Below are 26,298 nucleotides of genomic sequence, written 5' to 3' on the forward strand. Positions count from 1 at the left end.
GTGGGGCAGGGCGCGTCCCATGTCTGTCCACAAGGGATAGTCACCAGCGACTCGGTGTCCGATCGATGCCTAGAAGTATGGTTTCGAAGGAGGTCGTGAGTGATAAAGAGCGTTAGAACGCTACTTATCACTCACGACCCCATCCCAAAACCGCGCAAACTACTCAAATTGGACACCTGGGGCCGGACAGGGGTCTCTTGTGGACAGCTGGGGTCGAGGCTGGCTTCCGTCAGCCAATCCGGTCCCGCGGCGGGGCACGCCATATTTGCCTTACCTCTCAATAACCGTCATTACCACTCACGACCCACGGGAGACGCGAGCCTGGAGCAGCGCGGCCTTCGCCTCCCGCAGCGCATTTAGCCGGCTAAACGCATTCAAGTCGGCTGAACGCGTCGGCCGCCGACCTGCCGGAAGTGCGTGAAAGTCCCTGTCACGAAAAGAAGTTCTTGCCTCAGCGCACCACCGAGGCGGACTCTTGATCTTGTGTTCATGCCGATCGCCTTCGCGGTGGCGGGCGCCGGATCGGCGCTCGTCACCCACTCCTGCCTCCGCCGGGCGGGAGCACCGGTCCCGGTATGGACGGCCGCGCTCACGGCGGCCCTGCTCGTCGCGGTCTGCCTCCGCGGCCAGGACGGGGCATGGCCGGTCTGGTGGCTGGCCGTCCCCGCCTTGCTGACCGTCTTCGCGGTCCCGCTGGCGGTCGCCGACCTCAAGTACCGCCGCCTGCCCGACATCCTGACCTTGCCCGCGTATCCGGCGCTGGCCCTCGCCCTGGCGATCGCCGCGTACGGGGGAGGAGCGGCCCTCGCCTGGCGGGCCGTGCTGGGCGGGATGCTCTTCGGCGGCGCGCACGCACTCGTCCACGCGCTGTCACCCCGTTCGCTCGGCGCCGGTGACGTGAAGCTCGCCGGGAGCCTCGGAGCGATCCTCGCCGCGACGGGCTGGCCGTCGGTCGTCCTCGGCGCGGTCGCCGCGGCGCTACTGAGTGTGGCACTCGCGGTGGGCGGCCCCCGGCATCCCACGGTGCCGCATGGGCCTGGTCTCCTGGTCGCGGCGTGGGCGCTCGCCGTCTTCGCCGGACCTGGTCCGGGATAGCCCGGCCTGTCCTGGGACGGAGAGGAGGCTGTGACAGGATCTGTCAGGTGTTGCGCTGGATAACCGCAGGGGAATCGCACGGACCCGCCCTCGCCGCCATCCTGGAAGGGATGCCCGCCGGGGTCGAGGTCACGACCGCCGAGGTGGGCGAGCAGCTCGCGCGAAGGAGGCTCGGTTTCGGCCGCAGTCCCCGGATGGGCTTCGAGACCGACCACATCGTGTTCACCGGCGGGGTCCGGCACGGGCTCACGCAGGGTGGCCCCGTCGCCATCCAGATCGAGAACGCCGAGTGGCCGAAGTGGGAGAAGGTCATGTCGGCCGATCCCGTGCCCGCCGAGGAGCTGGCGGGCCTGGCGCGCAACGAGCCGCTGACCCGGCCCCGGCCCGGCCACGCCGACCTGCCCGGCATGCAGAAGTACGGCTTCCCCGAGGCCCGTCCGGTGCTGGAACGCGCGAGTGCCCGCGAGACCGCGTCCCGGACCGCGCTCGGCACGGTCGCCCGCGCGTACCTCAAGCAGCTGCTCGGGGTCGAGATCCTCAGCCACGTCGTGTCGATCGGCGGCGCCTCGGCGCCGGAAGGCCCGCTCCCCGTGCCGTCCGATCTGCCCGCGATCGACGAGAGCCCGGTCCGGGCGTTCGGCCAGGAGGGGACCGACGCCATGGTCGCCGAGGTCGACGCCGTGCGGAAGGCGGGTGACACCGTCGGCGGCGTCATCGAGGTGATCGCCTACGGGCTGCCGCCGGGCCTCGGCTCGCACGTGCACTGGGACCGCAGGCTCGACGCCCGCCTCGCCGGCGCGCTCATGGGCGTGCAGGCGATGAAGGGCGTGGAGGTCGGCGACGGCTTCACCACGGCCACGCGCTGGGGCAGCCAGGCCCACGACGAGATCGACCGCGGCACCGGCCCGGTCGGGGTGACCCGCCGGTCCAACCGCGCGGGCGGGCTCGAAGGCGGCATCACCAACGGCGAGCCGCTGCGCGTGCGCGTCGCCATGAAGCCGATTTCGACCGTCCCCAAAGCACTGTCCACTGTGGATGTCACCACCGGCGAACCCGCGGTCGCCATCCACCAGCGCTCCGACGTCTGCGCGGTACCCCGCGCCGGGGTCGTGCTGGAATCGGTGGTCGCGCTGATCCTCGCCGACGCCGCGCTGGAGAAGTTCGGCGGCGACTCGCTGGCCGAGGGCAAGCGCAACGCCGAGGCCTACCTGAAAGCGCTCGAGGAGCGCTGGTGACCCCTCGCGCGGTGATCATCGGACCGCCGGGCTCGGGCAAGAGCACGGTCGGCCCGGCGCTCGCCGCCGCACTAGGCGTGGCCTTCCGCGACAGCGACGACGACATCGTCGCCCGGGCGGGCAAGCCCATCACCGACATCTTCGCCGAGGAGGGCGAGCCGGCCTTCCGCGCGCTGGAGGAGGAGGTCGTCGCCAAGGCACTGGCCGAACACGACGGCGTCCTCTCCCTCGGCGGGGGAGCGCCGATCACACCGGGCACCCGGGAGCGGCTGGCCGGGCACACCGTGGTCTTCCTCAACGTCGGGATGGCCGCGGGAGTCCAGCGCGCCGGGCTGTCGGCCGCGCGCCCGCTGCTGGCCGGGGTGAACCCCCGCGCCACCTACAAGGCCCTTCTCGACGCCCGCCTGCCGGTGTACCGCGAAGTGGCCACCATCGAGATCGAGACCGACCACCGTACGCCCGCCGAGGTCGTCGAGGCCGCCGTCGCCGGGCTGACCGAGAACAGCAAGGAACGAGCATGAAGCGCACCACCGCCGGCGTCCTCCTCGCCGTCGTGGCCCTCACCCTGACCGCGTGCGGCGACGAGAAGCAGCCCGCCGGTGCCGACGTCGTCCAGACCGGCGCGGCGGCCAGCTCGGCTCCGGCCTCCGCCGCGCCGGAGGCGGACGTCGCCGCCGACGTCAAGGTCACCAAATGCGACAGCAACAGCTACACCCCGAAGGTCACCATCGAGGTCACCAACAGCACGGGCGAGGACGCGCGCTACGCCGTCACCATCGCGATCAAGGACGCCGAAGGCAAGGACTCCGGGGAAGCGCTGTTCGCCAAGAACCGCATGACGCCTGGCCAGAAGGTGACCGAAGAGATCCCGGGCGACACCCCGGTCAAGGGCAAGATCACCTGCGAGGTCGCCAGGGCCAAGCGGCTTCCGCCGAAGTGAGGGACACGATGACCGAGCCGGTCCGCATCACCGTCAACACCGCCAAGCCCTACGACGTCGTCATCGGCCGGGGCCTGCTGGGTGAACTCACCGAGCAGCTCGCCGACGCGTCCAAGGTCGCGCTGATCCACCCGCCGACGCTCACCACCACCGCGGAGGCCATCCGCGACGAGCTGGCCGCGGCCGGGATCGACGCGCACCGGGTCGAGATCCCCGACGCCGAGGACGGCAAGGCGCTCACCGTCGCCAGCTTCTGCTGGGAGGTGCTCGGCCGGATCGGCCTCGACCGTCAAGGCGTGGTCGTCGGCCTCGGCGGCGGCGCCGTGACCGACCTCGCCGGTTTCGTCGCCGCGACCTGGATGCGCGGCGTACGCCTGGTCAACGTGCCCACCACGCTGCTGGGCATGGTCGACGCCGCCGTCGGCGGGAAGACCGGCATCAACACCGAGGCGGGCAAGAACCTGGTCGGCGTCTTCCACGAGCCGAGCGCGGTCCTCGTCGACCTCGCGACGCTGGAGACGTTGCCGCCCAACGAACTCGTCGCCGGGATGGCCGAGGTCGTCAAGACCGGGTTCATCGCGGATCCGCGCATCCTCGAACTCGTCGAGCAGGATCCGGCCGCCGCGCTCGATTCCACCGGCGAGGTCCTGGGCGAGCTGGTCCGCCGCTCGACCCAGGTCAAGGCCGACGTCGTCGCCGCGGATCTGCGCGAGTCGAATCTGCGCGAGATCCTCAACTACGGCCACACGCTCGGACACGCCATCGAGCGCCGCGAAAAGTACCGGTGGCGTCATGGCGCCGCGGTGAGCGTCGGACTGGTGTTCGCCGCCGAGCTCGCGCGCCTGGCCGGCCGTCTCGACGACGCCACCGCCGATCGCCACGCCGCCGTCCTCAAGCTGCTGGGCCTGCCGACCACTTACGACCCGGACGCGCTCCCGCACCTGCTGGAAACGATGAAGGGCGACAAGAAGACCCGTTCGGGTGTGCTGCGCTTCGTCGTCCTCGACGGGCTCGCCAAGCCCGGCAGGCTGGAAGGCCCCGACCCGTCGCTGCTCGCGGCGGCGTACTCGGTGGTGGCGGGCGAGGCACCCAAGCCCGGCGGGAGCGTACTGCTGTGAAGGTGCTCGTCCTCAACGGTCCGAATCTCGGCAGGCTCGGGCTGCGCGAACCGGGTATCTACGGTTCGGCCACGCACGCCGACCTGGTCACGTCCTGCGTCGACACCGGCAAGGAACTCGGGATCGACGTCGAGGTCCGCCAGACCGACCACGAGGGCGAGATGGTCGGCTGGTTGCACGAGGCCGCCGACGCGGACTGGCCGGTGGTGCTCAACGCCGCCGCGTGGACGCACTACTCGATCGCGGTCCGCGACGCCGCCGCCCAGCTCAAGGCGCCACTGATCGAACTGCACATCTCCAACGTGCACCGGCGCGAGCAGTTCCGGCACCACAGCGTGCTGTCGGACATCGCCACCGCGGTCATCGCCGGGCTCGGCGTCGACGGCTACCCGCTCGCCCTGCGCTGGATGGCCGCGAACGCGGTATGAACAACCCACCAGAGCTGGTCACCGCGCGGCTTCGCCTACGGGCGCTGACCGAGGCCGACACCGAGGCGGTCGTCGCGCTCTTCGCCGACCCGGCGATGAGCGCGCATTTCGCCGTATCGCTCACCGAGCCGTCCCAGGTCCGCGCCATGGTGGACCGGCGCCTGTCCTACGACGGCCCCGCGGGGATGGGGCATTGGGTGATCGAGCGGGGCGGCGAGGTGATCGGCCTCGCCCATCTGCGGCCGTCGGAGGAGCTGCCCGGCCGGGTTCCGGAGATCGGCTACTACCTCTCGCGGGCGCACGGCGGACAGGGCCTGGCGACCGAGGCCGCGGGCGCGCTGCTGGCGCACGGGCTCACCGGGCTCGGCCTGCCGTCGGTGTGGGCACTGGTCGGCGAGTCCAATGTGGCCAGTCAGAATCTGGTGCGGCGCTTGGGTTTCCTCGACGTCGGTGGTGGTGATCACTACGGCAGCGGGCCGCACCGGGTCTTCGTCGCACTGCCGTCGGAGCACGGCAAACCGCACCACCTCGAACTGTGGGTACCGGATCTCGCGCGCGCCGAGGAGAGCTGGGGCTGGCTGCTCGGCGAACTCGGCTGGCGGGAGTTCCAGCGCTGGCCCGCCGGGGTCAGCTGGAAGCACGGCACGACGTATCTGGTCGTCGAGTGCTCTCCCGCGCTCAGCGGCGAGAAGCACGAGCGGACCAAACCGGGCCTGAACCACCTCGCGCTGCACGTCGAGTCCCCCGATCGGGTGGACGAACTCGCCGCGAAGGCCGTCGACCACGGCTGGTCGCCGATGTTCGCGGAGAAGTATCCGTATGCGGGCGGTGATCGCCACTACGCCGCGTACCTCGAAAACGCCGACGGCTTCGAGGTGGAGTTGGTCGCACAACAGGGGAGCGACGTCACCCGGCCGGGTTAAGTCTCGCTACACTCGGCCATCATGCGCCTTTTTCGTGGGGGTCGGCGACCCGCCCGTGTCGTGGTGGCCGTCCTAGCGGCCGGCGCGGTTCTCGTGGCGTGCAGTGACGGCCACGCCCAGTCCCAGGCCGATGGCAAGGGCGGCGGGATCGGCGGGGCCCAGCAGACGCCGGGGGAGAAGCCCCGGCCGATGGACGTCGAACTCGCCACGGGCGATCCGCGCCAGAGCGGCGCCGTGGTCGCCGCGGGTGATCAGGACGCGGTCTACAACTACGGCCCGACCGTGATGCGGGACGGCGGCAAGCTACGGATGTGGTGGTGCAGCCAGTACGGCAGCGCCCAGCCGGCCGGTGACGACATCCTCTACGCGCAGTCGCCGTCGCTCGACGGCCCGTTCACCGGCCCGTCCGGTGGCGGCCCGGCCGCGGTGTTCTCCGGCGCTCCCGGCGGCTTCGACGGGATGCACACCTGCGATCCGTCGGTGATCAAGGTCGGCTCCACCTACTACATGTATTACACGGGCGCGGCGGGCGATCACGCCCTCGGCAACTCGATCGGGCTCGCCACCAGCCCGGACGGCCTCACCTGGACCCGTGCCGCGGGCGGGCGGCCGATCATCGGGCCGTCGCACGACGTGCACCGCGCCAACGTCTACGGCGCGGGCCAGCCCTCGGCGGTGTACCTCGACGGCTGGTTCTACGTGCTCTTCACCGACACCACGGCCAAGGCCGCCGGCTGGAACGGTGCCGGGCAGTTCCTGCTGCGCGCCAAGGACGCGGCCTTCTCCCAGGGCGTGGAGACGCTGGGGGAGCAGGGCTTCGTGGCGAAGCCCAGCACGATCTCGCCGCGCACCCGTTCCCTGGTCGACGGCTTCAGCACCGACCTGATGTGGGTCGGCGCGCTCGACGCCTTCGTGATCGCGCACGAGACCGACACCGGCACCACGCTCACCTTCTGGACCAGGGACTTCACCGCGCAGCCGTACCGGCCGGTGCTCATCCCCGGCGCCTGGAAGGAGGGGCCCGGCCTGGTCCGGCGACCCGACGGGCACGCACCGCTCTCCTCGGGCGACGTCTGCGACCGGGTCCCGTTCGACGTCGTCCGCGCCACGATCGTCGGCGGCGCGGGGGCGCCGACCGACCTCAGGCATTTCGGCCTGGACGTCCGCGGTTCGCGGGCCTGCGACGGCGACGCCCGGATCCGCACGGCGTTCGAAGGGGTCGCGATGCCTTCGCCGCAGCGGACGATCGACCTGGTGGCCGACGGGCGGCTGGTGCGGGTCGACCGGCGCTCGGTGGCGGCCGCGCTCGCGGGCGAGGTGGTGGACCAGCGGCTCAAGGTGGTCGAGAAGTTCCCGCAGGCCGCGCGCCTGAGCGCCGGGGCGAAGATGGTGCGCGCGCCCGGCCGGGGGGTCGCGGTGGTGCTCGACGGCAAGCTGTTCGCCGTGCCCGACGCCGGGGCGGCGGCGCTGAACGATTCGACCGTCGAGGAGATCAGCGATCAGGCCTGGGACGGCTTCCCGGCCGGTTTCTCGCTCGCGGGCTGAACTTCGGCCTCGTCGTCTTCCTCGTCTTCCGGGGCGGGTTTGGCGATCCGGCCGCCGACGAACAGGCCGAGCCCGGCCGGGATGAGCACCAGCAGGGCCGAGAAGGCGGCGCCGCCGGTGAGCGCGCCGCCGAGTTCGGAGACGCCGGTCTGATCGACGAAGACCGCGCGGCCGATCACGTACAGCACACCCGAGACCGGGCCTGCGATCAGCGCCGCGATGAACCAGTTCCTGCCGCGCTCGGGTTTGCCCTGCCAGGCGTCCACGGCGCTCCAGCCCGCCGCCGCACCGACGAGGACGGCGAGGGCGAGCGAGGTGACGAGGGTCTTGTCGGTGGGGTTGAAGACCTCGTACTTGGCCAGCACGGTGACGGCCACGCCGTGCAGCAGCGCCATCACGAGTCCACGAGTCAGCCACGGTGCCATTGGGGGAGTTTAACTCGCCAGTAGCGACCCGCCCGCCCCCACGCATTCAGTCCTCTGAATGCACTGGACCCCTGTCCTCTGCGCGTGAAGCCCTTTCCCTCGGCTCAGCCGCGTGAAGGGGGCCTTCACGCGGCTGCACGCGGGTGGTGATTCCGCAACCGAGCCGGCGACCCACGCCAGTGCGTAAACAAATACGAGCCCCTCAAGGTGACCGCTGATTTGTTTACCTGCGTTCGACCTGCGCGGATGGCAACACAAGTCCACCCGGCGCGGAGACGAAACAGGGTGCTGTCGCTGAAGGATCTGGGACGTTCAACGTCCCAGATCCTTCATCAACGAGGAGAGAAGTGGAGGGCTCGAGACGTTCACCGTCCCGAACCCTCCGCTCCCGGCCACACCAGTAGGTCAGCGAACACGAGCGCCTAAGGAGGCCTTCACGGACCGCCCCGTCCGGCAGCGGGCCGCCAGTACCGCGCCCACCCCCTAAACTCCATCACGTGCGTGAATACTTCTCTCGCCGCCGCGCGGCGCTGCGTTCCCTGCTGGCCGACTCCGGGGTGGACGCGCTGCTGGTCACCGACCTGCTCAACATCAGGTACCTGACCGGCTTCACCGGGTCCAACGCCGCTCTCCTCGTCCACGAGGGCGGCGACGACAAGACGATCTTCTGCACCGACGGCCGCTACACGGTCCAGTCGGCGACGGAAGTGCCCGACCTCGAACGGGTGCTGGACCGCGCGAGCGCGGCGAAGCTGGCCGACCTCGCGGCGGAGAAGAAACTCGGCAAGACCGGGTTCGAGAGCCAGCACGTCAGCGTCGAGCAGCACGAGGACCTCAAGGTGCGCTTCGACCGTGTCGAGCTGGTCAGGACGCCGGGGCTCGTCGAGCAGCTGCGGCTGGTCAAGGACGAGCAGGAGATCGAGGCGCTGCGTCAGGCGTGCGCGGCGGCCGACAGGGCGCTGGAGGACCTGGTCTCCGCCGGCGGGCTGCGGCCGGGCCGTACCGAGCTGGACGTCGCCCGCGACCTGGAGAACCGCATGCTCGGCCACGGGTCGACCGGGCCGTCGTTCGACACGATCGTCGCGGCGGGCGCCAACTCCGCGATCCCGCACCACCGGCCGACCTCGGCCGTGCTCGCGACCGGCGACTTCGTCAAGATCGACTTCGGCGCGACGGTCGACGGCTACCACTCCGACATGACCCGTACCTTCGTGCTCGGCAAGCCCGCGGCGTGGCAGGAGGAGGTCTACGAGCTGGTCCAGCGCGCGCAGGCGGCGGGCTGCGACGCCGTCTTCCCGGGCGCCAAGGTGTCCGAAGTGGACAAAGCGGCCCGCGGTGTCATCGTCGACGCGGGACGCGGCGACGAGTTCGGTCACGGCCTCGGCCACGGCGTCGGACTGCAGGTGCACGAGGCGCCCAGTCTCGCTACCACGGGCGTCGGTACACTGACCGCCGGTATGGCGGTCACCGTCGAGCCTGGTGTGTATCTGCCCGGCCGCGGTGGCGTGCGCATCGAGGACACGCTGGTCGTGCGGGAAGGTACGCCCGAACTCCTCACACTGAGCACCAAGGAACTCGTGGTCGTCTGACGGCGGCCCGGAAGATCGACACAGGAGACTGCACACTCGTGGCCACCACCAACGACCTGAAGAACGGGCTCGTCCTCAACCTCGACGGCCAGCTGTGGACCGTCACCGCGTTCCAGCACGTCAAGCCGGGCAAGGGCGGCGCGTTCGTCCGCACCACGCTCAAGCACGTGCTGACCGGGAAGGTCGTCGACAAGACCTTCAACGCGGGCACGAAGGTCGATACGGCCACCGTCGACCGCCGGAACATGACCTACCTGTACAAGGAAGGTCAGGACTTCGTGTTCATGGACTCGGAGACCTACGACCAGATCACCGTGCTGGCCGAGACCGTCGGCGACAACGCGAACTACCTGCTCGAGAACACCGAGGTCCAGGTCGCGGTGCACGAGGGTGTCCCGCTGTACATCGAGCTGCCGACCTCGGTCGAGCTGCTCGTCCAGCACACCGACCCCGGCCTGCAGGGTGACCGCTCCACCGGTGGCACCAAGCCCGCCACCCTGGAGACCGGCGCCGAGATCCAGGTGCCGCTGTTCCTCACCACCGGCGAGAAGATCAAGGTCGACACCCGTGACGGCCGCTACCTGGGCCGCGTCTCCAGCTGATGGCCGACTCAGGTAAATCCGGCAAGTCCCCGAACCGCGGCGGGCCGATCAGCCGTCGCCAGGCCCGCAAGCGTGCCGTCGAGATGATGTACGAGGCCGCCCAGCGCGGCGCCGACGCGGTGATGCTGCTGGCGGACCGCGTCGGTTCGGTCGAGGTCGACCCGATCGGGGACTACACGATCTCGCTGGTCGAGGGGGTCACCGGACGCAAGGCGCAGATCGACGAGCTGCTGTCCGAGCACGCTCAGGGCTGGACGCTGGACCGGATGCCGCCGGTGGATCTCGCGGTGCTGCGGGTCGGCGTCTACGAGCTGCTGTGGGCCGAGGACGTGCCGGACCCGGTCGCGATCGATGAGGCCGTCGGGCTGGCGAAGGAGCTGTCGACCGACGATTCGCCGCGGTTCGTGAACGGCGTGCTCGGCCGCATCGGCACCATCGCCGACAGGCTCAGGGCCGTTCTCTAGAAAGACGTACTACAACGGGCCGTGTCCTCTGCCGAGGGCACGGCCCGTTCTCGTGCTCGGTGGTGCCGTCTGGCGTTTCCGGTCCCCCCGGACCGAAAACGTCGCCACGTTCAGTCCTCTTTGGACGGTCGAGCTTCCGGCGGCAGCACACCCCAGTCGATCAGCTGCTCGGTGAGCTCGCCGGGGGTCATGTCGTAGATGATCGCGAGGGAGCGCAGGTCCTCGGTGCGGATGGAGAGCACCTTGCCGTTGTAGTCGCCGCGCTGGCTCTGGATGGTGGCCGCGTAGCGGGCGAGTGGCCCGACCTTCTCGGCGGGGAGCTGTTGGAGCCGCTCCAGGTTGATGACGATCTTCGTGGCGGGCTCGGCGCCCGACGGCACCCGTCCCTCCGGCAGCAGCTCGACCACCGGCACACCGTAGAAATCGGCGAGTTCGGCGAGCTTCTGCACGGTGACGGCGCGGTCGCCGCGCTCGTACGAACCGACGACGACGGCCTTCCACCGGCCTCCGGACTTCTGCTCGACCCCGTGCAGGGACAGGCCCTGCTGCTGGCGGATCCCGCGGAGCTTGGCCCCGAGCGCCTTGGCGTAATCGCCCATCTGGTGGTTCTCCGTTTCCTCACCCCCAACCGGTCGGGATGACCGGTCCAGGGGACTCCTAGAGTCGAATACTCAGAGTAATGGTTACGCATAGTTGTCACCAGGTCAAGCGGGTGCTTTCGCGAGGTCTTCGTCACCTGGGGCGCGCCACCCGTAAGAATGAGCTCCCGCTCCTGCTAGTGTCGACTCGATTTCCTCGCCACGCAGGAAGTCGACGTCCTTTAAGGACCCGTCCAGAGAGGCGGGGAAGGAGGTCCGCCTTGTCGTCACGTCCACGTGGCGCGGCGGAACCGGCGGGAGAGCGTGAGCTGCTCTCGTCCGGCGATGTCGCGCGCACGATCGCCCGAATGGCCCATCAGGTCATCGAGAAGACCGCTCTCGGTGCCGGGGGCTCGACTCCACCCGTGTTGCTGGGCATCCCCACCCGGGGTACCCCGCTCGCCCTGCGGCTCGCGGACAAGATCGCCGAGTTCTCCGGCATCCGTCCGCCGACAGGCGCGCTGGACATCACGCTCTATCGCGATGATCTCCGCCGCCGCCCGCCCCGCGCGCTCGAGCATTCGCAGCTGCCGCCGACCGGGATCGACGACGCGGTGGTGATCCTGGTCGACGACGTGCTGTTCTCCGGCCGCACCATCCGCGCCGCCCTCGACGCCCTGCGCGATCACGGCCGCCCGCGCGCGGTCCAGCTGGCCGTGCTGGTCGACCGCGGTCACCGCGAACTGCCGATCCGCGCCGACTACGTGGGCAAGAACGTGCCCACCTCGCGTGCCGAGGGGATCGAGGTCCTGCTGTCCGAAGTGGACGGACGGGACACCGTTCTGCTGCGTGCGCAACCAGAAGGAGACCGATCGTGAAGCACCTGCTCGCCACCGACGGGCTCGACCCGGCGCTCGCGACAGCCGTGCTGGACACCGCCGAAGAGCTCAAGCACACCCTGCTGGGCCGCGAGGTCCGCAAGCTCCCGACGTTGCGGGGCCGCACCGTCATCACACTGTTCTACGAGAACTCGACCCGCACCCGCGTCTCGTTCGAGATCGCCGGGAAGTGGATGAGCGCCGACGTGATCAACGTCTCCGCGTCCAGTTCCTCGGTCAACAAGGGCGAATCGCTGCGGGACACCGCGTTGACGCTCGCCGCGGCCGGCGCCGACTGCGTGATCATCCGGCACCCCGCTTCCGGGGCGGCGCAGCGGCTTTCGGGCTGGCTCGCCGAGGCGGGGACGGCGGTCGTCAACGCAGGCGACGGCACGCACGAGCATCCGACTCAGGCGCTGCTCGACGCGGCGACGCTGCGGGAGCGGCTGGGCTCGCTGGAGGGCCGCCGCATCGGGATCGTCGGCGACGTCCTGCACAGCCGGGTCGCGCGGTCGAACATCCACCTGCTGTCCTCGCTGGGCGCGGAAGTGGTGCTCGTCGCGCCGCCGACGCTGCTGCCCGCGGGCGTGGAGAGCCTGCCGGTCACGGTGTCGCACGAACTCGACGCCGAACTGCCCGCGCTCGACGCGGTCATGATGCTGCGGGTACAGGCCGAACGTATGCACGGGGGCTTCTTCCCTTCGGCCCGTGAGTACTCGATCGCCTACGGCCTCAACGAACGGCGGATGAAGCTGCTGCCCGAGCACGCCGTCGTCCTGCACCCCGGTCCGATGCTGCGCGGGATGGAGATCGCCTCGGCGGTCGCCGATTCCCCGGCCTCGGCCATCACCGAACAGGTCCGCAACGGCGTCCACGTGCGCATGGCGGTCCTCTACCACCTGCTCGCCAGCGAAGGAGCCACCGCGTGACCATCGTCCTGATCAAGGGCGCCCGACCCTACGGCGAGGGCGATCCGGTCGACGTGCTCGTCGAGGACGGCGTCATCACGGACATCGGGTCCCTCGACACCCCGGACGACGCCGAAGTCATCGAGGCGGGCGGCCAGGTACTGCTCCCCGGTTTCGTCGACCTGCACACCCACCTGCGCGAACCCGGCCGCGAGGACACCGAGACGATCGCCACCGGTTCGGCCGCGGCCGCGCTCGGCGGCTACACCGCGGTGTTCGCCATGGCCAACACCGATCCGGTGGCCGACAACGCGGTGATCGTCGACCACGTGTGGCGGCGCGGCCAGGAGGCCGGACTCGTCGACGTGCATCCGGTCGGCGCGGTCACCGTGGGGCTCAAGGGCGAGAAGCTCGCCGAACTGGGCACCATGGCGAAATCCGAGGCCCGGGTGAAGGTCTTCTCCGACGACGGCCTCTGCGTCGCGGATCCGCTGCTGATGCGCCGCGCGCTGGAGTACTCGACCTCGCTCGGCGTCGTCATCGCGCAGCACGCCGAGGAGCCCAGGCTGACCGTCGGCGCCCAGGCGCACGAAGGCGAACGCGCCGCGCGCCTCGGCTACACCGGCTGGCCCGCGTCGGCGGAGGAGTCGATCGTCGCCCGTGACTGCCTGCTCGCCGAGCACGCGAACGCCCGGCTGCACGTCTGCCACGTGTCGACCTCGGGCACGGCCGACATCCTGAAATGGGCCAAGGAGCGCGGCACCAAGGTCTCGGCCGAGGTCACCCCGCACCATCTGCTGCTGACCGACGAGCGGCTGTCGACCTACGATCCGGTCAACAAGGTCAACCCGCCGCTGCGCACGGAATCCGACGCCGAGAAGCTGCGCGCCGCGCTGGCCGAGGGTGTCATCGACTGCGTCGCCACCGATCACGCGCCGCACGCGGTCCAGGACAAGGACTGCGAGTGGAGTTCCGCCCGGCCCGGCATGCTCGGTCTCCAGACCGCGCTGTCGATCGTGGTCGAGACCATGGTCCGCACCGGCCTGCTGGACTGGCGGGGCGTGGCGCGCGTGATGAGCGAGCGGCCCGCCGAGATCGGGAACCTGTCCGACCACGGCCGTCCGATCGAGGTCGGCGAACCGGCCAACCTGACGCTGGTCGACCCGGACACCGAATGGACCGTACGGGGCGCCGAGTTCGCGAGCATCGCGGCGAACACCCCGTACGAAGGAATGCGGCTCCCCGGCGTGGTGACGGCGACGTTGCTGCGCGGGCGGATCACCGCACGGGAAGGGAAGATCGCATCATGAGCGACCGGATCCTGCTGACCCTGGCGGTCTTCGCCTTCTTCCTGCTCTGCGTCTTCCTGATGTGGCGCGGCTGGCGGCGCAAGTCGCGGACCCAGAGCGTCCAGGTGCCGCCGTTCGCCGAGATCCCGGCCGACCCCGGTGCGGCGTTGCTCGAATCGACCGGTCTCTACGTCAGCACGACGACGGCGGGGCACTGGCAGGACCGCGTGGTCACCCGCGGCGCCGGCCTGCGCACCGGCGCGGTGTGGCGGCTGCACGAAGACGGCGTCGCCATCGAACGCGGCGGCGCCCCGGACTTCTGGATCCCGCGGCCGGCGATCACCGGCGTCCGCAAGGACAAGGGAATGGCCGGGAAGGTGATGGGCATCGACGCGCTGCTCGTCATCACCTGGCTCGCCGGGGACGTCGAACTGGACACCGGATTCCGCGGCGACGACGTCGACGACTATCCACAGTGGATCGAAGCTTTGCAAGACACCCGCAACGACATCAAGGGAGGTGCCTGATGAGCACCCTGAACGGCACCCGTGCGCCTGCCGCGCTGGTACTCGAAGACGGCCGGATCTTCCGCGGCTCCGCGTACGGCGCCCGTGGCCGCAGCTTGGGCGAGGCGGTGTTCTGCACCGGCATGACCGGCTACCAGGAGACGCTGACCGACCCCTCCTATCACCGCCAGATCGTGGTCCAGACCGCGCCGCAGATCGGCAACACCGGCTGGAACGACGAGGACGACGAGTCTTCGCGTATCTGGGTCTCGGGGTACGTCGTCCGCGACCCGGCGCGCACGCCGTCCAACTGGCGCGCCAAGCGCACGCTGGACGAGGAACTGGAACGCCAGGGCGTCGTCGGGATTTCCGAAGTGGACACTCGCACGCTGACCCGGCACCTGCGCGAGCAGGGCGCCATGCGTTCCGGCGTCTTCTCGGGTGACGCGCTCGGCACCGACGAGGAGATGCTCGCCGAGGTGAAGGCCAGCCCGCAGATGAAGGGCGCCGACCTCGCCGGCGAGGTCACCACGAAGCAGGCGTACGTGGTCAAGGCGCAGGGGGAGACCCGCTTCCGCGTCGCCGCGCTGGACCTGGGCATCAAGTCCAACACCCCGCGCATGATGGCCGCGCGCGGCATCGAGGTGCACGTGCTGCCCTCCTCGTCCACTGTGGACGAACTGCTCGCGGTCGAGGCGGACGGTGTCTTCCTCTCCAACGGTCCCGGCGACCCGGCGACCACCGCGCACGCGACGGAGCTGACGAAAGCGGTGCTGCAGCGGGAAATCCCGCTGTTCGGCATCTGCTTCGGCAACCAGATCCTCGGCCGCGCGCTGGGACTGGGCACCTACAAGATGCGCTACGGCCACCGCGGGATCAACATCCCGGTGATCGACGTGGCGACCAAACGGGTCGCGATCACCGCGCAGAACCACGGTTTCGCCCTCGAAGGCGAGCCGGGTCAGCGGTTCGAGACGCCGTTCGGCGCCGCGCAGATCTCGCACTACTGCCCGAACGACGACACCGTCGAAGGTGTCCGCGCGTTCGACGTCCCCGCGTTCTCGGTGCAGTACCACCCCGAGGCCGCCGCCGGTCCGCACGACGCAGCCCCCCTGTTCGATGAGTTCGCCGCTTTGATGGAGAAGGCCAAGTAATGCCGAAGAGGACAGACATCCAGCACGTGCTGGTCATCGGCTCCGGGCCGATCGTGATCGGGCAGGCCGCCGAGTTCGACTACTCCGGCACCCAGGCCTGCCGCGTCCTCCGCGAAGAGGGCCTGCGGGTTTCGCTGGTGAACTCGAACCCGGCGACGATCATGACCGACCCCGAGTTCGCCGACGCCACCTACATCGAGCCGGTCACGCCGGAATTCGTCGAGAAGGTCATCGCCGAGGAGCGCCCCGACGCGATCCTCGCGACCCTCGGCGGGCAGACGGCGCTGAACTGCGCGGTCGCCCTGCACGAGCGCGGTGTGCTCGAGAAGTACGGCGTCGAACTGATCGGCGCCGACGTCGAGGCCATCCAACGCGGCGAGGACCGGCAGAAGTTCAAGGACATCGTCCGCACGATCGGTGCCGAGGTGCCCCGCTCGCGGGTCTGCCACGACATGGACGAGGTCCGCGCGACCGTCGCCGAGGTCGGCCTCCCGGTGGTCATCCGGCCGTCGTTCACCATGGGCGGGCTCGGCTCGGGCATGGCGCACACCGACGCCGAACTGGAGCGCCTCGCCTCCACCGGGCTCACCGAGTCGCCGGTCACCGAGGTGCTCATCGAGGAGAGCGTCCTCGGCTGGAAGGAGTTCGAACTCGAGCTCATGCGCGACCGGCACGACAACGTGGTGGTCGTCTGCTCGATCGAGAACATCGACGCGATGGGCGTGCACACCGGCGACTCGGTCACCGTCGCGCCCGCGATGACCCTGACCGACCGCGAGTACCAGCACATGCGCGACGTCGGTATCGCGGTGCTGCGCGAGGTCGGCGTCGACACCGGCGGCTGCAACATCCAGTTCGCGATCAACCCGGCCGACGGCCGCATGGTCGTCATCGAGATGAACCCGCGCGTCTCGCGCTCCAGTGCGCTGGCGTCGAAGGCGACCGGGTTCCCGATCGCCAAGATCGCCGCGAAACTCGCCATCGGCTACACGCTCGACGAGATCCGCAACGACATCACCGGCGAGACCCCGGCGGCCTTCGAGCCGACGCTGGACTACGTCGTGGTGAAGGTGCCGCGGTTCGCCTTCGAGAAGTTCCCCGGCGCGGACCCGACGCTGACCACGACGATGAAGAGCGTCGGCGAGGCGATGTCGTTCGGCCGCAGCTTCCCCGAGGCGCTCGGCAAGGCACTGCGGTCCATCGACACCAAGGCCACCGGCTTCTGGACCCGCCCCGATCCCGAAGGCGCGACCAAGGAGTCCATTTTGGACGCTTTGCGCACGCCGCACGACGGGCGGATCTACGAGGTCGAGCGGGCGCTGCGGTTCGGCGCCACGGTCGAGGAGATCCACGAGGCCTCGGGCATCGACCCGTGGTTCATCGACCAGATCGCCCTCATCGGCGAGGTCGGTGCCGAGGTCCGCGACGCGCAGGTGCTCGACGAGCCGCTGCTGCGCCGCGCCAAGCGCACCGGACTCTCCGACCGCCAGATCGCCGCGCTGCGGCCGGAACTGGCAGGCGAGGACGGCGTCCGCGCGCTGCGCCGCCGTCTCGGCGTGCGGCCGGTGTACAAGACCGTCGACACCTGCGCGGCCGAGTTCGCGGCCAAGACGCCGTACCACTACTCGGCCTACGAGACCGATCCCGCCGCGCAGTCGGAGATCACCGCGCAGACCGACAAGCCGAAGGTGCTCATCCTCGGCTCCGGGCCGAACCGCATCGGGCAGGGCATCGAGTTCGACTACTCGTGCGTGCACGCCGCGATCGCCTTGCGCGAGGCCGGTTTCGAAGCGGTCATGGTCAACTGCAACCCCGAGACCGTCTCCACCGACTACGACACCTCGGACAGGCTCTACTTCGAGCCGCTGTCGTTCGAGGACGTCCTGGAAGTGGTCAACGCCGAGCAGGAGTCGGGCACCGTCGCCGGGGTCATCGTGCAGCTGGGCGGCCAGACCCCGCTTTCGCTCGCGAAGCGCCTCGCCGACGCCGGTGTCCCGGTGATCGGCACCTCCCCGGACGCGATCCACCTCGCCGAGGACCGCGGCGCGTTCGGCGAGGTCCTCACCGACGCCGGGCTGCCCGCGCCGAAGTACGGCACGGCGACCTCGTTCGAGGGCGCGAAGCGGATCGCCGACAAGATCGGCTACCCGGTCCTGGTGCGGCCGTCGTACGTGCTCGGCGGACGCGGGATGGAGATCGTCTACGACGAGGAGTCCCTCGCCGGCTACATCCACCGCGCCACCGAGGTCACCCCTGAGCACCCGGTGCTGGTGGACCGGTTCCTCGACGACGCCATCGAGATCGACGTCGACGCGCTGTTCGACGGCGACGAGCTCTTCCTCGGCGGCGTCATGGAGCACATCGAGGAGGCCGGGATCCACTCCGGTGACTCCTCGTGCGCGCTGCCGCCGATCACACTGGGCCGGACCGACATCGAGACGGTGCGCCGGTCGACCGAGGCCATCGCGCGCGGCGTCGGCGTCCGCGGGCTGCTGAACGTCCAGTACGCGCTCAAGGACGACGTCCTCTACGTGCTGGAGGCCAACCCGCGCGCCTCGCGGACGGTGCCGTTCGTGTCCAAGGCCACCGCGGTGCCGCTGGCGAAGGCCGCGGCGCTGATCATGACCGGCTCGTCGATCAAGGACCTCCGCGAGAGCGGCGTGCTGCCCGCCGAAGGCGACGGGGGCCACATGCCCGCCGATTCGCCGGTCGCCGTCAAGGAGGCGGTCCTGCCGTTCCACCGCTTCCGCACCCCCGAGGGCCACGGGGTCGACTCGCTGCTCGGCCCGGAGATGAAGTCCACCGGCGAGGTCATGGGCGTCGACGTGTCCTTCGGCAAGGCGTTCGCCAAGTCGCAGGCCGGTGCCTACGGTTCGCTGCCGACCTCGGGCAAGGTGTTCGTCTCCGTCGCCAACCGCGACAAGCGTTCGCTGGTGTTCCCGGTGAAGCGGCTGGCGGATCTCGGCTTCGAGATCCTCGCCACCTCCGGTACCGCGGAAGTGTTGCGGCGCAACGGGATCGCCTGCACCGTCGTGCGCAAGCACTACGAAGGTTCGGCCGAAGGGGAGCAGAACGTCGTGGACGTCATCCTCAGCGGCGAGGTGCAGATGGTGATCAACACCCCGTACGGCAACAGCGGTCCGCGCATCGACGGCTACGAGATCCGCACCGCCGCGGTGTCGCGGGACATCCCGTGCATCACCACGGTGCAGGGCGCCGCGGCGGCCGTGCACGGGATAGAGGCCGTCATCAAGGGCGACATCGGCGTGCGGTCGCTGCAGAGCCTGCAGGCGGCGCTGAAGGCCAAGGCATGACCGAACGGTTCGGGACGAGGCTGGCGCGGGCGGTCGCGGAGAAGGGACCGCTCTGCGCCGGGATCGACCCCCATCCGGGGTTGCTCCAGGCGTGGGGTCTCCCGGCGGACGCGGCGGGCCTGGAGAAGTTCGCTCTCACGGCCGCTGAGGCGATCGCGCCCGAGGTCGCGGTGATCAAGCCCCAGTCGGCCTTTTTCGAGGCCTACGGGCCTCCTGGGGTCGCTGTTCTGGCCAAGACGATGAAGGTGTGCCGGGAAGCGGGCGCGCTCGTCCTGCTGGACGTCAAACGCGGCGACATCGGTTCGACGATGGCGGCGTACACGGCGGCGTTCCTGCCGTCCGGCGCGGAGCTGGAAGCCGACGCCATCACCGTGTCGCCGTACCTCGGCTTCGGGTCGCTGTCACCCGCGATCGACGTCGCGCGGGCGGAGGGCAAAGGCCTGTTCGTCCTCGCGCGCACCTCCAACCCGGAGGCGCAGGGACTGCAGAACGCCTTGCTGCCCAACGGAAAGACCGTCGCACAGGACATCGTCGACACGGCGGGTGGCTTTAATGCCGACCAAAGCCCTCTGGGTGACATCGGCGTCGTCGTCGGGGCCACCATCGCGCCGGGAGAGCTCGATCTGAGCCGGCTGAACGGTCCCGTCCTGGCACCCGGTTTCGGGGCCCAGGGAGCCACTGTGGCCGATTTGCGGGCGCTTTTCGGGCCGGGACTGCCGGGCGTGCTCCCGGCGTCGTCCCGCGACGTCCTCAAGCACGGACCGGACCCCGAGGCGTTGCGTGCGGCCGTTCGGCGGACACGGGATTCCCTCGGTCCCCTGGAAAACGGCCAATAGCAGGCCCGGGAATCGGTCATGACCAGCCACCCCCGCATTGTGGGCCGAGGTAACGGGTGGGTACCGTCGCCACACCCACCCAGATTTGAGAACTACCGGAGGAAAACGTGGCACTTCCCCAGCTGACAGAGGAACAGCGCGCTGCGGCGCTGGAGAAGGCCGCCGCCGCCCGCCGCATCCGTGCTGAGCTGAAGGAGCGGCTGAAGCGGGGCGGTACCACTCTGGTCGACGTGTTGAAGCAGGCCGAGGAGAACGAAGTCCTCGGCAAGATGAAGGTCTCGGCTCTGCTCGAGGCTCTTCCGGGCGTCGGCAAGGTCCGTGCCCAGCAGACCATGGAACGACTGGAGATCGCACCCAGCCGTCGTCTTCGCGGCCTCGGCGACCGGCAGCGCAAGGCGCTGCTGGCCGAATTCAGCGGCGAGTGAGCGGCGACGGTCAGGACCACCCGGTGAACCCGGGCGCTGACCGCGGCGGTGAGCCGGTGGCGGGAGTTTTTTCCCGGCACCGGCTCACGGTCGTATCGGGGCCTTCGGGAGTCGGGAAGTCGAGCGTGGTGGGGGAGCTGCGCAAGCTGGATCCGGAGATCTATTTCAGCGTCTCGGTCACCACCCGCGAGCCGAGGCCGGGTGAGGTCGACGGCGAGCACTACCACTTCATCGACCGAGCCGAGTTCGACCGCATGGTCGCCGACGGCAGGCTGCTGGAGCACGCCGAGTTCACCGGCAACTGCTACGGCACGCCCCGTGAGCCCGTCGAGCGGGCTCTGGCGGCCGGGCGCAACGCGGTTCTGGAGATCGAACTCCAGGGCGCGCGGCAGGTCCGCAAGGCGATGCCGGAGGCCCGGCTGGTGATGCTGATGCCGCCGTCGTGGGACGAACTGGTCGGCAGGCTGACCGGCCGCGGCACCGAGAACCAGGCGGCCGTGCAGGCCAGGCTGGCGGAGGCCGAACGCGAACTGGCCGCCGCCGGCGAGTTCGACGAGCGCGTCGTCAACGCCGACGTGCGGGACGCCGCCGAGCAGTTGCTAAACTTGATAACCGGCGACCAGAACTTTGAAGATTCGGAGCACCACGAGTGACCCAGGCCATCCTGAACGAAGAACTCGAAGGCATCACCAACCCGCCCATCGACGACCTGCTCGAAAAGGTCAGCTCGAAGTACGCGTTGGCGATCTACGCGGCCAAGCGCGCTCGTCAGATCAACGACTACTACGCCCAGCTGGGCGAGGGCCTGCTGGAGTACGTCGGCCCGCTGGTCGAGCCGGGTCCGCGCGAGAAGCCGCTGTCCATCGCCCTGCGCGAGATCCACGGTGGCCTGCTCGAGCACACCGAGGGTGAGTAAACCCAAGGTCGTTCTGGGCGTAGGCGGCGGGATCGCCGCTTACAAGGCCTGTGAGGTCCTGCGCGGACTGACCGAATCCGGTCACGACGTCCGCGTGGTCCCCACCGAAGCCGCGCTGAACTTCGTCGGCGCGGCCACCTTCGAGGCACTCTCGGGGAACCCGGTGCACACCGGCGTGTTCACCGAAGTGCCCGAAGTCCAGCACGTCCGCGTCGGCAAGGAAGCCGACCTGGTGATCGTCGTGCCCGCCACGGCGAACCTGCTCGCCAAGGCCGCGCACGGCATCGCGGACGACCTGCTGACGAACACCCTGCTCACCGCCCGGTGCCCCGTCGCCTTCTTCCCGGCGATGCACACCGAGATGTGGGAGCACCCGGCCACCCGTGACAACGTGGCGCTGCTGCGTTCGCGGGGCCTGGTCGTCGCCGAACCCGCCGCGGGCAGGCTCACCGGGGCCGACACCGGCAAGGGGCGCCTGGCCGATCCGGCCGAGATCGTCGACCTCGCCCGGCTCCTGCTCGCCGTGCCGGACGCCCTCCCGCGCGACCTCGAAGGCGTGCACGTGGCGATTTCGGCCGGTGGTACCCGTGAACCGCTGGACCCGGTCCGGTACCTGGGGAACCGCTCGTCGGGCAAACAGGGCTACGCGCTGGCCAGGGTCGCCGCCCAGCGCGGTGCCGAGGTCACGCTGGTCGCCGCGCACACCATCGCGCTCCCGGAACCGGCGGGCGCGAAGGTCGTCCACGTGTCCACCGCCGAGGAGATGCGCCAGGCGATGCATGCCGAGGCCGCCTCCGCCGACGTCGTCGTGATGGCCGCCGCCGTCGCCGACTTCCGGCCGTCGAACCGGGCCGAGCACAAGATCAAGAAGTCCGACGACACGCCGGACCCCGTCGTCGAACTGTCGCGCAACGCCGACATCCTGGCCGAACTGGTGCGCAACCGGGCAGAAGGCCAGCTGGTCGTGGGCTTCGCCGCGGAAACAGGTGACGACAGGGGTGGCGTACTCGATCACGCCAGGGTCAAATTGAAGCGCAAGGGTGCTGACTTGCTGGTGGTGAACGCCGTCGGTGAGGGAAAGGCGTTCGGGACCGAGGACAACTCGGGCTGGCTGCTCGGCGCGGACGGGACCGAGATCCCGATCCCGCTCGGCGCGAAGGCCGAGCTGGCGTCCACATTGTGGGACGCCGTTGTGACCTTGATGAAGCGTTGACCGACCCTCGAACGATAGTCAGTACGCTTGAGTTCAAGCTAAGGGGTGCCTAACTTTCTGGGCATCAGACGTCTAGGTGAGGAAGTGACGGCCACCGTGACCGCGTCCACCAGCAGACTGTTCACATCGGAATCGGTGACTGAGGGTCATCCCGACAAGATTTGCGACGCCATCAGCGACTCCATCCTGGACGGCCTGCTGGCCAAGGACCCCCGGAGCCGGGTGGCGGTCGAAACGCTCATCACGACCGGCCAGGTCCACGTCGCGGGTGAAGTGACCACCGAGGCCTACGCGGACATCCCGACCATCGTCCGCGATGTGATCCTGAAGATCGGTTACGACTCTTCGGCCAAGGGCTTCGACGGCAACTCCTGCGGCGTCAACGTCGCGATCGGCTCCCAGTCGCCCGACATCGCGCAAGGTGTCGACACCGCTTACGAGTCCCGCGTCGAGTCCGACGAGGACGAGATCAACCGCCAGGGTGCCGGCGACCAGGGCCTGATGTTCGGCTACGCCTGCTCGGACACCCCCGAGCTGATGCCGCTGCCGATCGCGCTGGCGCACCGGCTCTCGCAGCGGCTGACCCGGGTCCGCAAGGACGGCGTGCTGCCGTACCTGCGGCCGGACGGCAAGACCCAGGTCACCATCGAGTACGCGGGCGACCAGCCGGTGCGGCTCGACACCGTGGTCGTGTCCACCCAGCACGCCGACGGCATCGACCTGGAGCAGATGCTCGGCGTCGACGTCCGCGAGCAGGTGGTCGCCCCGGAGATCGCCGAGCTGGGTCTCGACACCTCCAACGTGCGGCTGCTGGTCAACCCGACCGGCCGCTTCGTCATCGGCGGCCCGATGGGTGACGCGGGCCTGACCGGCCGCAAGATCATCGTCGACACCTACGGCGGCATGGCCCGCCACGGTGGTGGCGCGTTCTCCGGCAAGGACCCGTCCAAGGTCGACCGCTCGGCCGCGTACGCGATGCGCTGGGTGGCGAAGAACGTCATCGCCGCCGGTCTCGCCTCGCGCGCCGAGGTCCAGGTCGCCTACGCGATCGGCAAGGCGGCCCCGGTGGGCCTCTTCGTCGAGACCTTCGGCACCGAGACGGTCGACCCGTCGAAGATCCAGGCCGCCATCACGGAGGTCTTCGACCTGCGTCCGGCCGCGATCATCCGCGACCTCGACCTGCTTCGCCCGATCTACGCGCCGACGGCCGCGTACGGCCACTTCGGCCGTCCCGAGCTGAACCTCCCGTGGGAGAGCACGGCGCGGGCGGCGGACCTGAAGTCGGCCGCGGGCGCCTGATCTCTCCAGTAGCGCGTGAAGGCCCCCTTCCCTCGGCTCAGCCGAGGGAAGGGGGCCTTCACGTCACTTCGCGGTGAGACTCGCCCAGCACCGCCCCCGTCACCTCGGACCGGACCAAGGACGAAGTAGTGCACTGAGCCTTCTCATCCTGAGGTTCAGAGGTGTGGGGGTCGTGAGTGTTAAGTGTCGTTAGAGCGGCACTTACCACTCACGACCAGGCATGACTTCGCAATTAGTCGACTACTTGCGACGTCCTGTACTGAGCCTTCTCATCCTGGTCGTGGCTCGGGGCTGAAGGGCCCTTTCCCCGCATCGCATGCGGCGAAAGCGCCCTTCGCCACGTGAGATGAAAGGTCCTTTCCTGGCAAATTTTGCCAGGAAAGGACCTTTCATCTCACGCCGGTGACGGCCCGTGGTGAGCGAGTCTGGTAGAGATCACCGGGTGAGCAGCAGTTCCGAACCGACCCCGCTGTGGGACCTTCCGGAGCCTCCGAAGGCCGAGCCGGCGCGGAAGGCCAAACCGTCACGCGCCAAGACCGCCAGCCGCCGGGGAGCGCAGAATCCCGCGCCCGAGAACCCGGTCGCGCGCATCGTCGTGGACATCCCGCTCACGCATCTCGACCGCACCTTCGACTACCGGATCCCGGAGAAGCTGCACGAGACCGCCGTCCCCGGCTGCCGGGTGCGTGTCCGGTTCGCGGGCCAGCTCGTCGACGGGTATCTCGTCGAACGTGCCGAAACCACGGAGTTCGGCGGGAAGCTCGCGTATATCGACAGGGTGACGTCCAGTGAGCCGGTGCTGCCCCCGGCGCTGCACGCGCTCTGCCGGTCGGTCGCGGACCGGTACGGCGGCACGCTCAGTGACGTCCTGCGGCTGGCGATCCCGTCCCGGCACGCGAAGGTCGAGGCTGAACCGCCGGCCGAACCGGCGCCGACGCCGGAGCCGCCCGAAACCACCGCCTGGGAGAAGTACCAAAGCGGTCCCGCCTTCCTCGAAGCCGTCGCGGAACGGCGTCCGGCCAACGCCGTCTGGCAGGCCCTGCCGGGTGAGGACTGGCCGCGCCGCCTCGCCGAAGCCGCCGCGGTGGCCGCGGCCGCCGGACGTGGCGTCGTGATGGTCGTCCCCGACCACCGTGATCTCACGCGTCTGCACGACGCGTGCGTCTCCTTGCTGGGTGAGGGCGCGGTGGTCGCGTTGATCGCCGGGCTGGGCCCGGCCGAGCGCTACCGCCGCTGGCTCGCGGTGCTGCGCGGCGCCGTGCGCGTCGTCGTCGGCACGCGCGCGGCGATGTTCGCGCCGGTCGCCGATCCCGGCCTGTTCGTGGTGTGGGACGACGGCGACGACGTCCACCTCGACCAGCACGCGCCGTATCCCCACGTCCGCGACGTGCTGATGGATCGCGCTCACGCCGCGAAGGGGTCGATGCTCGTCGCCGGTTTCGCGCGGACCGCCGAGGCGCAGTTCCTGGTCGAGTCGGGCTGGGCGCAACCCCTCGTCGCCGCCCGGCCCGAACTGCGGGCCGCCGCGCCGCGCGTCACGCCCGTCGGCGAGGACTTCGACGTCGCGCGGGACGAAGCGGCGAAGGCGGCACGGCTTCCTTCGGTCGCTTTCGAGGCGGCGCGGCAGTCGCTGGCCGGAGGGTTCCCGGTCCTGGTCCAGGTTCCGCGTCGCGGGTACGTGCCCGGGCTGGCGTGCGGCAACTGCCGGACGTCGGCGCACTGCCGTCGCTGCGCGGGGCCGCTTTCCTTGCCCGGCGGCCTGATCGACGGCGCGCCGAGGCCGCCCGCCTGCCGGTGGTGCGGTGTTCCCGAGACGAACTTCCATTGCGCGGCTTGCGGTTCCGTGCGGCTGCGGGCGGTCGTCGTCGGCTCCAAACGGACCGCGGAGGAGCTGGGCCGCGCGTTCTCCGGATTCCCGGTGCGGACCTCGGGCGCGTCGGAGGTTCTGGCTTCGGTGCCGGGGAAACCGGCGCTGGTGGTGTGCACGCCCGGAGCCGAGCCGATCGCGGAAGGCGGTTACGGCGCCGCCCTGCTGCTGGACGGCTGGGCGCTGCTGGGGCGGCAGGACCTGCGCGCCGGGGAGGAGACCCTGCGCCGCTGGATGGCGGCCGCGGCACTGGTGCGGCCGGGGACCGAGGGCGGACGCGTGTTCGTCGGCGCGGAAGCGGGCCTCTCGGTCGTCCAGGCCCTGGTGCGGTGGGATCCGGGCTGGCACGCGAGCCAGGAGCTGGCCGAACGGCGGGAACTCGGCTTCCCGCCCGCGATGCGGATGGCGAGTATCGAGGGCACCCCGGACGTGGTCGCCGGGCTGCTCGACGATCTCGCCCTGCCGGAGACCGGCGAGGTGCTGGGCCCGGTGCCGCTCGGGGAGGTCGACGAGGACGGCAACGCCGAACGCGAGCGCGCCCTGGTGCGTGTCGCCCGTCCGCAGGGGAAGGCGCTCGCGGCAGCCGTCCACGCGGCCGCGGCCCGCCGGGACGCGCGGAAGGCTTCAGAGCCCATCCGGATCCAGCTCGACCCCCTGGAACTCATCTAGCGCCCCGCCCCCTGCCGCGTTTCGTCCTCTGAATGCGGTGCTTGCGTGTGCAAGGACCGCATCCAGAGGACGAAACGCAGGG

The 26,298-nt window shown here is 70.0% G+C and carries 26 protein-coding genes; 24 read left to right on the forward strand and 2 right to left on the reverse strand.

Annotation, left to right across the window (positions count from 1 at the left end; all coding sequences use genetic code 11):
- The first annotated feature begins 489 nt into the window (after positions 1–489).
- From SD37_RS14655 to SD37_RS14690, 8 genes are read left to right on the forward strand one after another with little or no spacing between them, the layout of a single operon-like run.
- A complete protein-coding gene (locus SD37_RS14655) occupies positions 490–1,095 on the forward strand; it encodes a prepilin peptidase (RefSeq protein WP_236725367.1) in 606 nt (201 codons plus the stop codon).
- Positions 1,096–1,142: 47 nt separating this feature from the next.
- A complete protein-coding gene (gene aroC, locus SD37_RS14660; RefSeq protein ID WP_044850404.1) occupies positions 1,143–2,330 on the forward strand; it encodes a chorismate synthase in 1,188 nt (395 codons plus the stop codon).
- Positions 2,327–2,851 (forward strand): shikimate kinase, encoded by a 525-nt coding sequence (locus tag SD37_RS14665; RefSeq protein WP_083254966.1) that lies wholly within the window; start codon positions 2,327–2,329, stop codon positions 2,849–2,851. Before aroC ends, SD37_RS14665 begins: the two co-directional genes overlap by 4 nt.
- Positions 2,848–3,270 (forward strand): hypothetical protein, encoded by a 423-nt coding sequence (locus SD37_RS14670; RefSeq protein ID WP_044850403.1) that lies wholly within the window; start codon positions 2,848–2,850, stop codon positions 3,268–3,270. The genes SD37_RS14665 and SD37_RS14670 overlap by 4 nt, the downstream gene beginning before the upstream one ends.
- Before the next feature lie 8 nt (positions 3,271–3,278).
- Positions 3,279–4,388 (forward strand): 3-dehydroquinate synthase, encoded by a 1,110-nt coding sequence (gene aroB, locus SD37_RS14675; RefSeq protein WP_044850402.1) that lies wholly within the window; start codon positions 3,279–3,281, stop codon positions 4,386–4,388.
- On the forward strand, positions 4,385–4,816 hold the full coding sequence (gene aroQ, locus SD37_RS14680; protein WP_044850401.1) for a type II 3-dehydroquinate dehydratase: 432 nt from the start codon (positions 4,385–4,387) through the stop codon (positions 4,814–4,816). Before aroB ends, aroQ begins: the two co-directional genes overlap by 4 nt.
- Complete coding sequence (locus tag SD37_RS14685) at positions 4,813–5,739, forward strand: GNAT family N-acetyltransferase (protein WP_044850400.1); 927 nt, start codon at positions 4,813–4,815, stop codon at positions 5,737–5,739. The genes aroQ and SD37_RS14685 overlap by 4 nt, the downstream gene beginning before the upstream one ends.
- Before the next feature lie 60 nt (positions 5,740–5,799).
- On the forward strand, positions 5,800–7,284 hold the full coding sequence (locus SD37_RS14690) for a glycoside hydrolase family protein (protein WP_044850399.1): 1,485 nt from the start codon (positions 5,800–5,802) through the stop codon (positions 7,282–7,284).
- Here the strand turns inward: SD37_RS14690 and SD37_RS14695 are convergent.
- Positions 7,239–7,679 (reverse strand): B-4DMT family transporter, encoded by a 441-nt coding sequence (locus SD37_RS14695; RefSeq protein ID WP_044850398.1) that lies wholly within the window; start codon positions 7,677–7,679, stop codon positions 7,239–7,241. The genes SD37_RS14690 and SD37_RS14695 overlap by 46 nt on opposite strands.
- 527 nt (positions 7,680–8,206) lie before the next feature.
- Here SD37_RS14695 and SD37_RS14700 point away from each other — a divergent pair.
- Genes SD37_RS14700 through nusB form a run of 3 tightly spaced genes read left to right on the forward strand, consistent with a single transcriptional unit; the run spans position 8,207 to position 10,364 of the window.
- A complete protein-coding gene (locus tag SD37_RS14700; RefSeq protein ID WP_044850397.1) occupies positions 8,207–9,298 on the forward strand; it encodes a M24 family metallopeptidase in 1,092 nt (363 codons plus the stop codon).
- A 38-nt stretch (positions 9,299–9,336) separates the two neighbouring features.
- Positions 9,337–9,900, forward strand: coding sequence for an elongation factor P (gene efp, locus SD37_RS14705; RefSeq protein WP_037320836.1), 564 nt, complete (start codon positions 9,337–9,339; stop codon positions 9,898–9,900).
- Entirely contained in the window at positions 9,900–10,364 is a 465-nt protein-coding gene (gene nusB, locus SD37_RS14710) for a transcription antitermination factor NusB (RefSeq protein ID WP_044850396.1), read from the forward strand. The genes efp and nusB overlap by 1 nt, the downstream gene beginning before the upstream one ends.
- 110 nt (positions 10,365–10,474) lie before the next feature.
- Here nusB and bldD read toward each other — a convergent pair whose 3' ends face one another.
- Entirely contained in the window at positions 10,475–10,963 is a 489-nt protein-coding gene (gene bldD / locus SD37_RS14715; RefSeq protein ID WP_003096372.1) for a transcriptional regulator BldD, read from the reverse strand.
- A gap of 260 nt (positions 10,964–11,223) precedes the next feature.
- On the opposite strand from bldD, the gene pyrR reads away from it, so the two are divergent.
- From pyrR to SD37_RS14780, 13 genes are all read left to right on the forward strand, one after another.
- Positions 11,224–11,820, forward strand: a complete 597-nt coding sequence (gene pyrR, locus SD37_RS14720) for a bifunctional pyr operon transcriptional regulator/uracil phosphoribosyltransferase PyrR (RefSeq protein WP_016333099.1) — start codon at positions 11,224–11,226, stop codon at positions 11,818–11,820.
- Positions 11,817–12,749: an aspartate carbamoyltransferase catalytic subunit gene (locus SD37_RS14725; RefSeq protein WP_044850395.1), complete on the forward strand. Its 933-nt coding sequence runs from the start codon at positions 11,817–11,819 to the stop codon at positions 12,747–12,749. Before pyrR ends, SD37_RS14725 begins: the two co-directional genes overlap by 4 nt.
- The gene (locus SD37_RS14730; protein ID WP_044850394.1) at positions 12,746–14,038 is read left to right on the forward strand and encodes a dihydroorotase; all 1,293 of its coding nucleotides are present in this window, start codon (positions 12,746–12,748) and stop codon (positions 14,036–14,038) included. The genes SD37_RS14725 and SD37_RS14730 overlap by 4 nt, the downstream gene beginning before the upstream one ends.
- A complete protein-coding gene (locus SD37_RS14735; protein WP_044850393.1) occupies positions 14,035–14,544 on the forward strand; it encodes a PH-like domain-containing protein in 510 nt (169 codons plus the stop codon). Before SD37_RS14730 ends, SD37_RS14735 begins: the two co-directional genes overlap by 4 nt.
- Positions 14,544–15,677, forward strand: coding sequence for a glutamine-hydrolyzing carbamoyl-phosphate synthase small subunit (gene carA, locus SD37_RS14740; RefSeq protein ID WP_044850392.1), 1,134 nt, complete (start codon positions 14,544–14,546; stop codon positions 15,675–15,677). The genes SD37_RS14735 and carA overlap by 1 nt, the downstream gene beginning before the upstream one ends.
- Positions 15,677–18,991, forward strand: coding sequence for a carbamoyl-phosphate synthase large subunit (gene carB / locus SD37_RS14745; protein WP_044850391.1), 3,315 nt, complete (start codon positions 15,677–15,679; stop codon positions 18,989–18,991). The genes carA and carB overlap by 1 nt, the downstream gene beginning before the upstream one ends.
- Complete coding sequence (gene pyrF, locus SD37_RS14750; RefSeq protein WP_044850390.1) at positions 18,988–19,827, forward strand: orotidine-5'-phosphate decarboxylase; 840 nt, start codon at positions 18,988–18,990, stop codon at positions 19,825–19,827. The genes carB and pyrF overlap by 4 nt, the downstream gene beginning before the upstream one ends.
- A gap of 107 nt (positions 19,828–19,934) precedes the next feature.
- Positions 19,935–20,252, forward strand: coding sequence for an integration host factor, actinobacterial type (gene mihF / locus SD37_RS14755; protein ID WP_003096398.1), 318 nt, complete (start codon positions 19,935–19,937; stop codon positions 20,250–20,252).
- Positions 20,249–20,905: a guanylate kinase gene (gmk, locus tag SD37_RS14760; protein ID WP_065912835.1), complete on the forward strand. Its 657-nt coding sequence runs from the start codon at positions 20,249–20,251 to the stop codon at positions 20,903–20,905. The genes mihF and gmk overlap by 4 nt, the downstream gene beginning before the upstream one ends.
- Positions 20,902–21,168 (forward strand): DNA-directed RNA polymerase subunit omega, encoded by a 267-nt coding sequence (gene rpoZ, locus SD37_RS14765; protein WP_037320858.1) that lies wholly within the window; start codon positions 20,902–20,904, stop codon positions 21,166–21,168. The genes gmk and rpoZ overlap by 4 nt, the downstream gene beginning before the upstream one ends.
- On the forward strand, positions 21,161–22,381 hold the full coding sequence (coaBC, locus tag SD37_RS14770; RefSeq protein WP_044850388.1) for a bifunctional phosphopantothenoylcysteine decarboxylase/phosphopantothenate--cysteine ligase CoaBC: 1,221 nt from the start codon (positions 21,161–21,163) through the stop codon (positions 22,379–22,381). Before rpoZ ends, coaBC begins: the two co-directional genes overlap by 8 nt.
- A 96-nt stretch (positions 22,382–22,477) precedes the next feature.
- On the forward strand, positions 22,478–23,680 hold the full coding sequence (metK, locus tag SD37_RS14775; RefSeq protein ID WP_037321159.1) for a methionine adenosyltransferase: 1,203 nt from the start codon (positions 22,478–22,480) through the stop codon (positions 23,678–23,680).
- Positions 23,681–24,122: 442 nt separating this feature from the next.
- Complete coding sequence (locus tag SD37_RS14780) at positions 24,123–26,216, forward strand: primosomal protein N' (protein ID WP_044850387.1); 2,094 nt, start codon at positions 24,123–24,125, stop codon at positions 26,214–26,216.
- Positions 26,217–26,298: the final 82 nt, after the last annotated feature.

Source organism: Amycolatopsis orientalis, assembly GCF_000943515.2.
Classification (GTDB): Bacteria; Actinomycetota; Actinomycetes; order Mycobacteriales; family Pseudonocardiaceae; genus Amycolatopsis; species Amycolatopsis orientalis.

Coding starts and splice junctions, on each gene's coding strand:
- SD37_RS14655 (WP_236725367.1), top strand. CDS start 490: ATGCCGATCGCCTTCGCGGTGGCGGGCGCCGGATCGGCGCTCGTCACC.
- SD37_RS14670 (WP_044850403.1), top strand. CDS start 2,848: ATGAAGCGCACCACCGCCGGCGTCCTCCTCGCCGTCGTGGCCCTCACC.
- aroB (WP_044850402.1), top strand. CDS start 3,279: ATGACCGAGCCGGTCCGCATCACCGTCAACACCGCCAAGCCCTACGAC.
- SD37_RS14685 (WP_044850400.1), top strand. CDS start 4,813: ATGAACAACCCACCAGAGCTGGTCACCGCGCGGCTTCGCCTACGGGCG.
- SD37_RS14695 (WP_044850398.1), bottom strand. CDS start 7,679: ATGGCGCTGCTGCACGGCGTGGCCGTCACCGTGCTGGCCAAGTACGAG.
- nusB (WP_044850396.1), top strand. CDS start 9,900: ATGGCCGACTCAGGTAAATCCGGCAAGTCCCCGAACCGCGGCGGGCCG.
- bldD (WP_003096372.1), bottom strand. CDS start 10,963: ATGGGCGATTACGCCAAGGCGCTCGGGGCCAAGCTCCGCGGGATCCGC.
- SD37_RS14735 (WP_044850393.1), top strand. CDS start 14,035: ATGAGCGACCGGATCCTGCTGACCCTGGCGGTCTTCGCCTTCTTCCTG.
- carA (WP_044850392.1), top strand. CDS start 14,544: ATGAGCACCCTGAACGGCACCCGTGCGCCTGCCGCGCTGGTACTCGAA.
- carB (WP_044850391.1), top strand. CDS start 15,677: ATGCCGAAGAGGACAGACATCCAGCACGTGCTGGTCATCGGCTCCGGG.
- pyrF (WP_044850390.1), top strand. CDS start 18,988: ATGACCGAACGGTTCGGGACGAGGCTGGCGCGGGCGGTCGCGGAGAAG.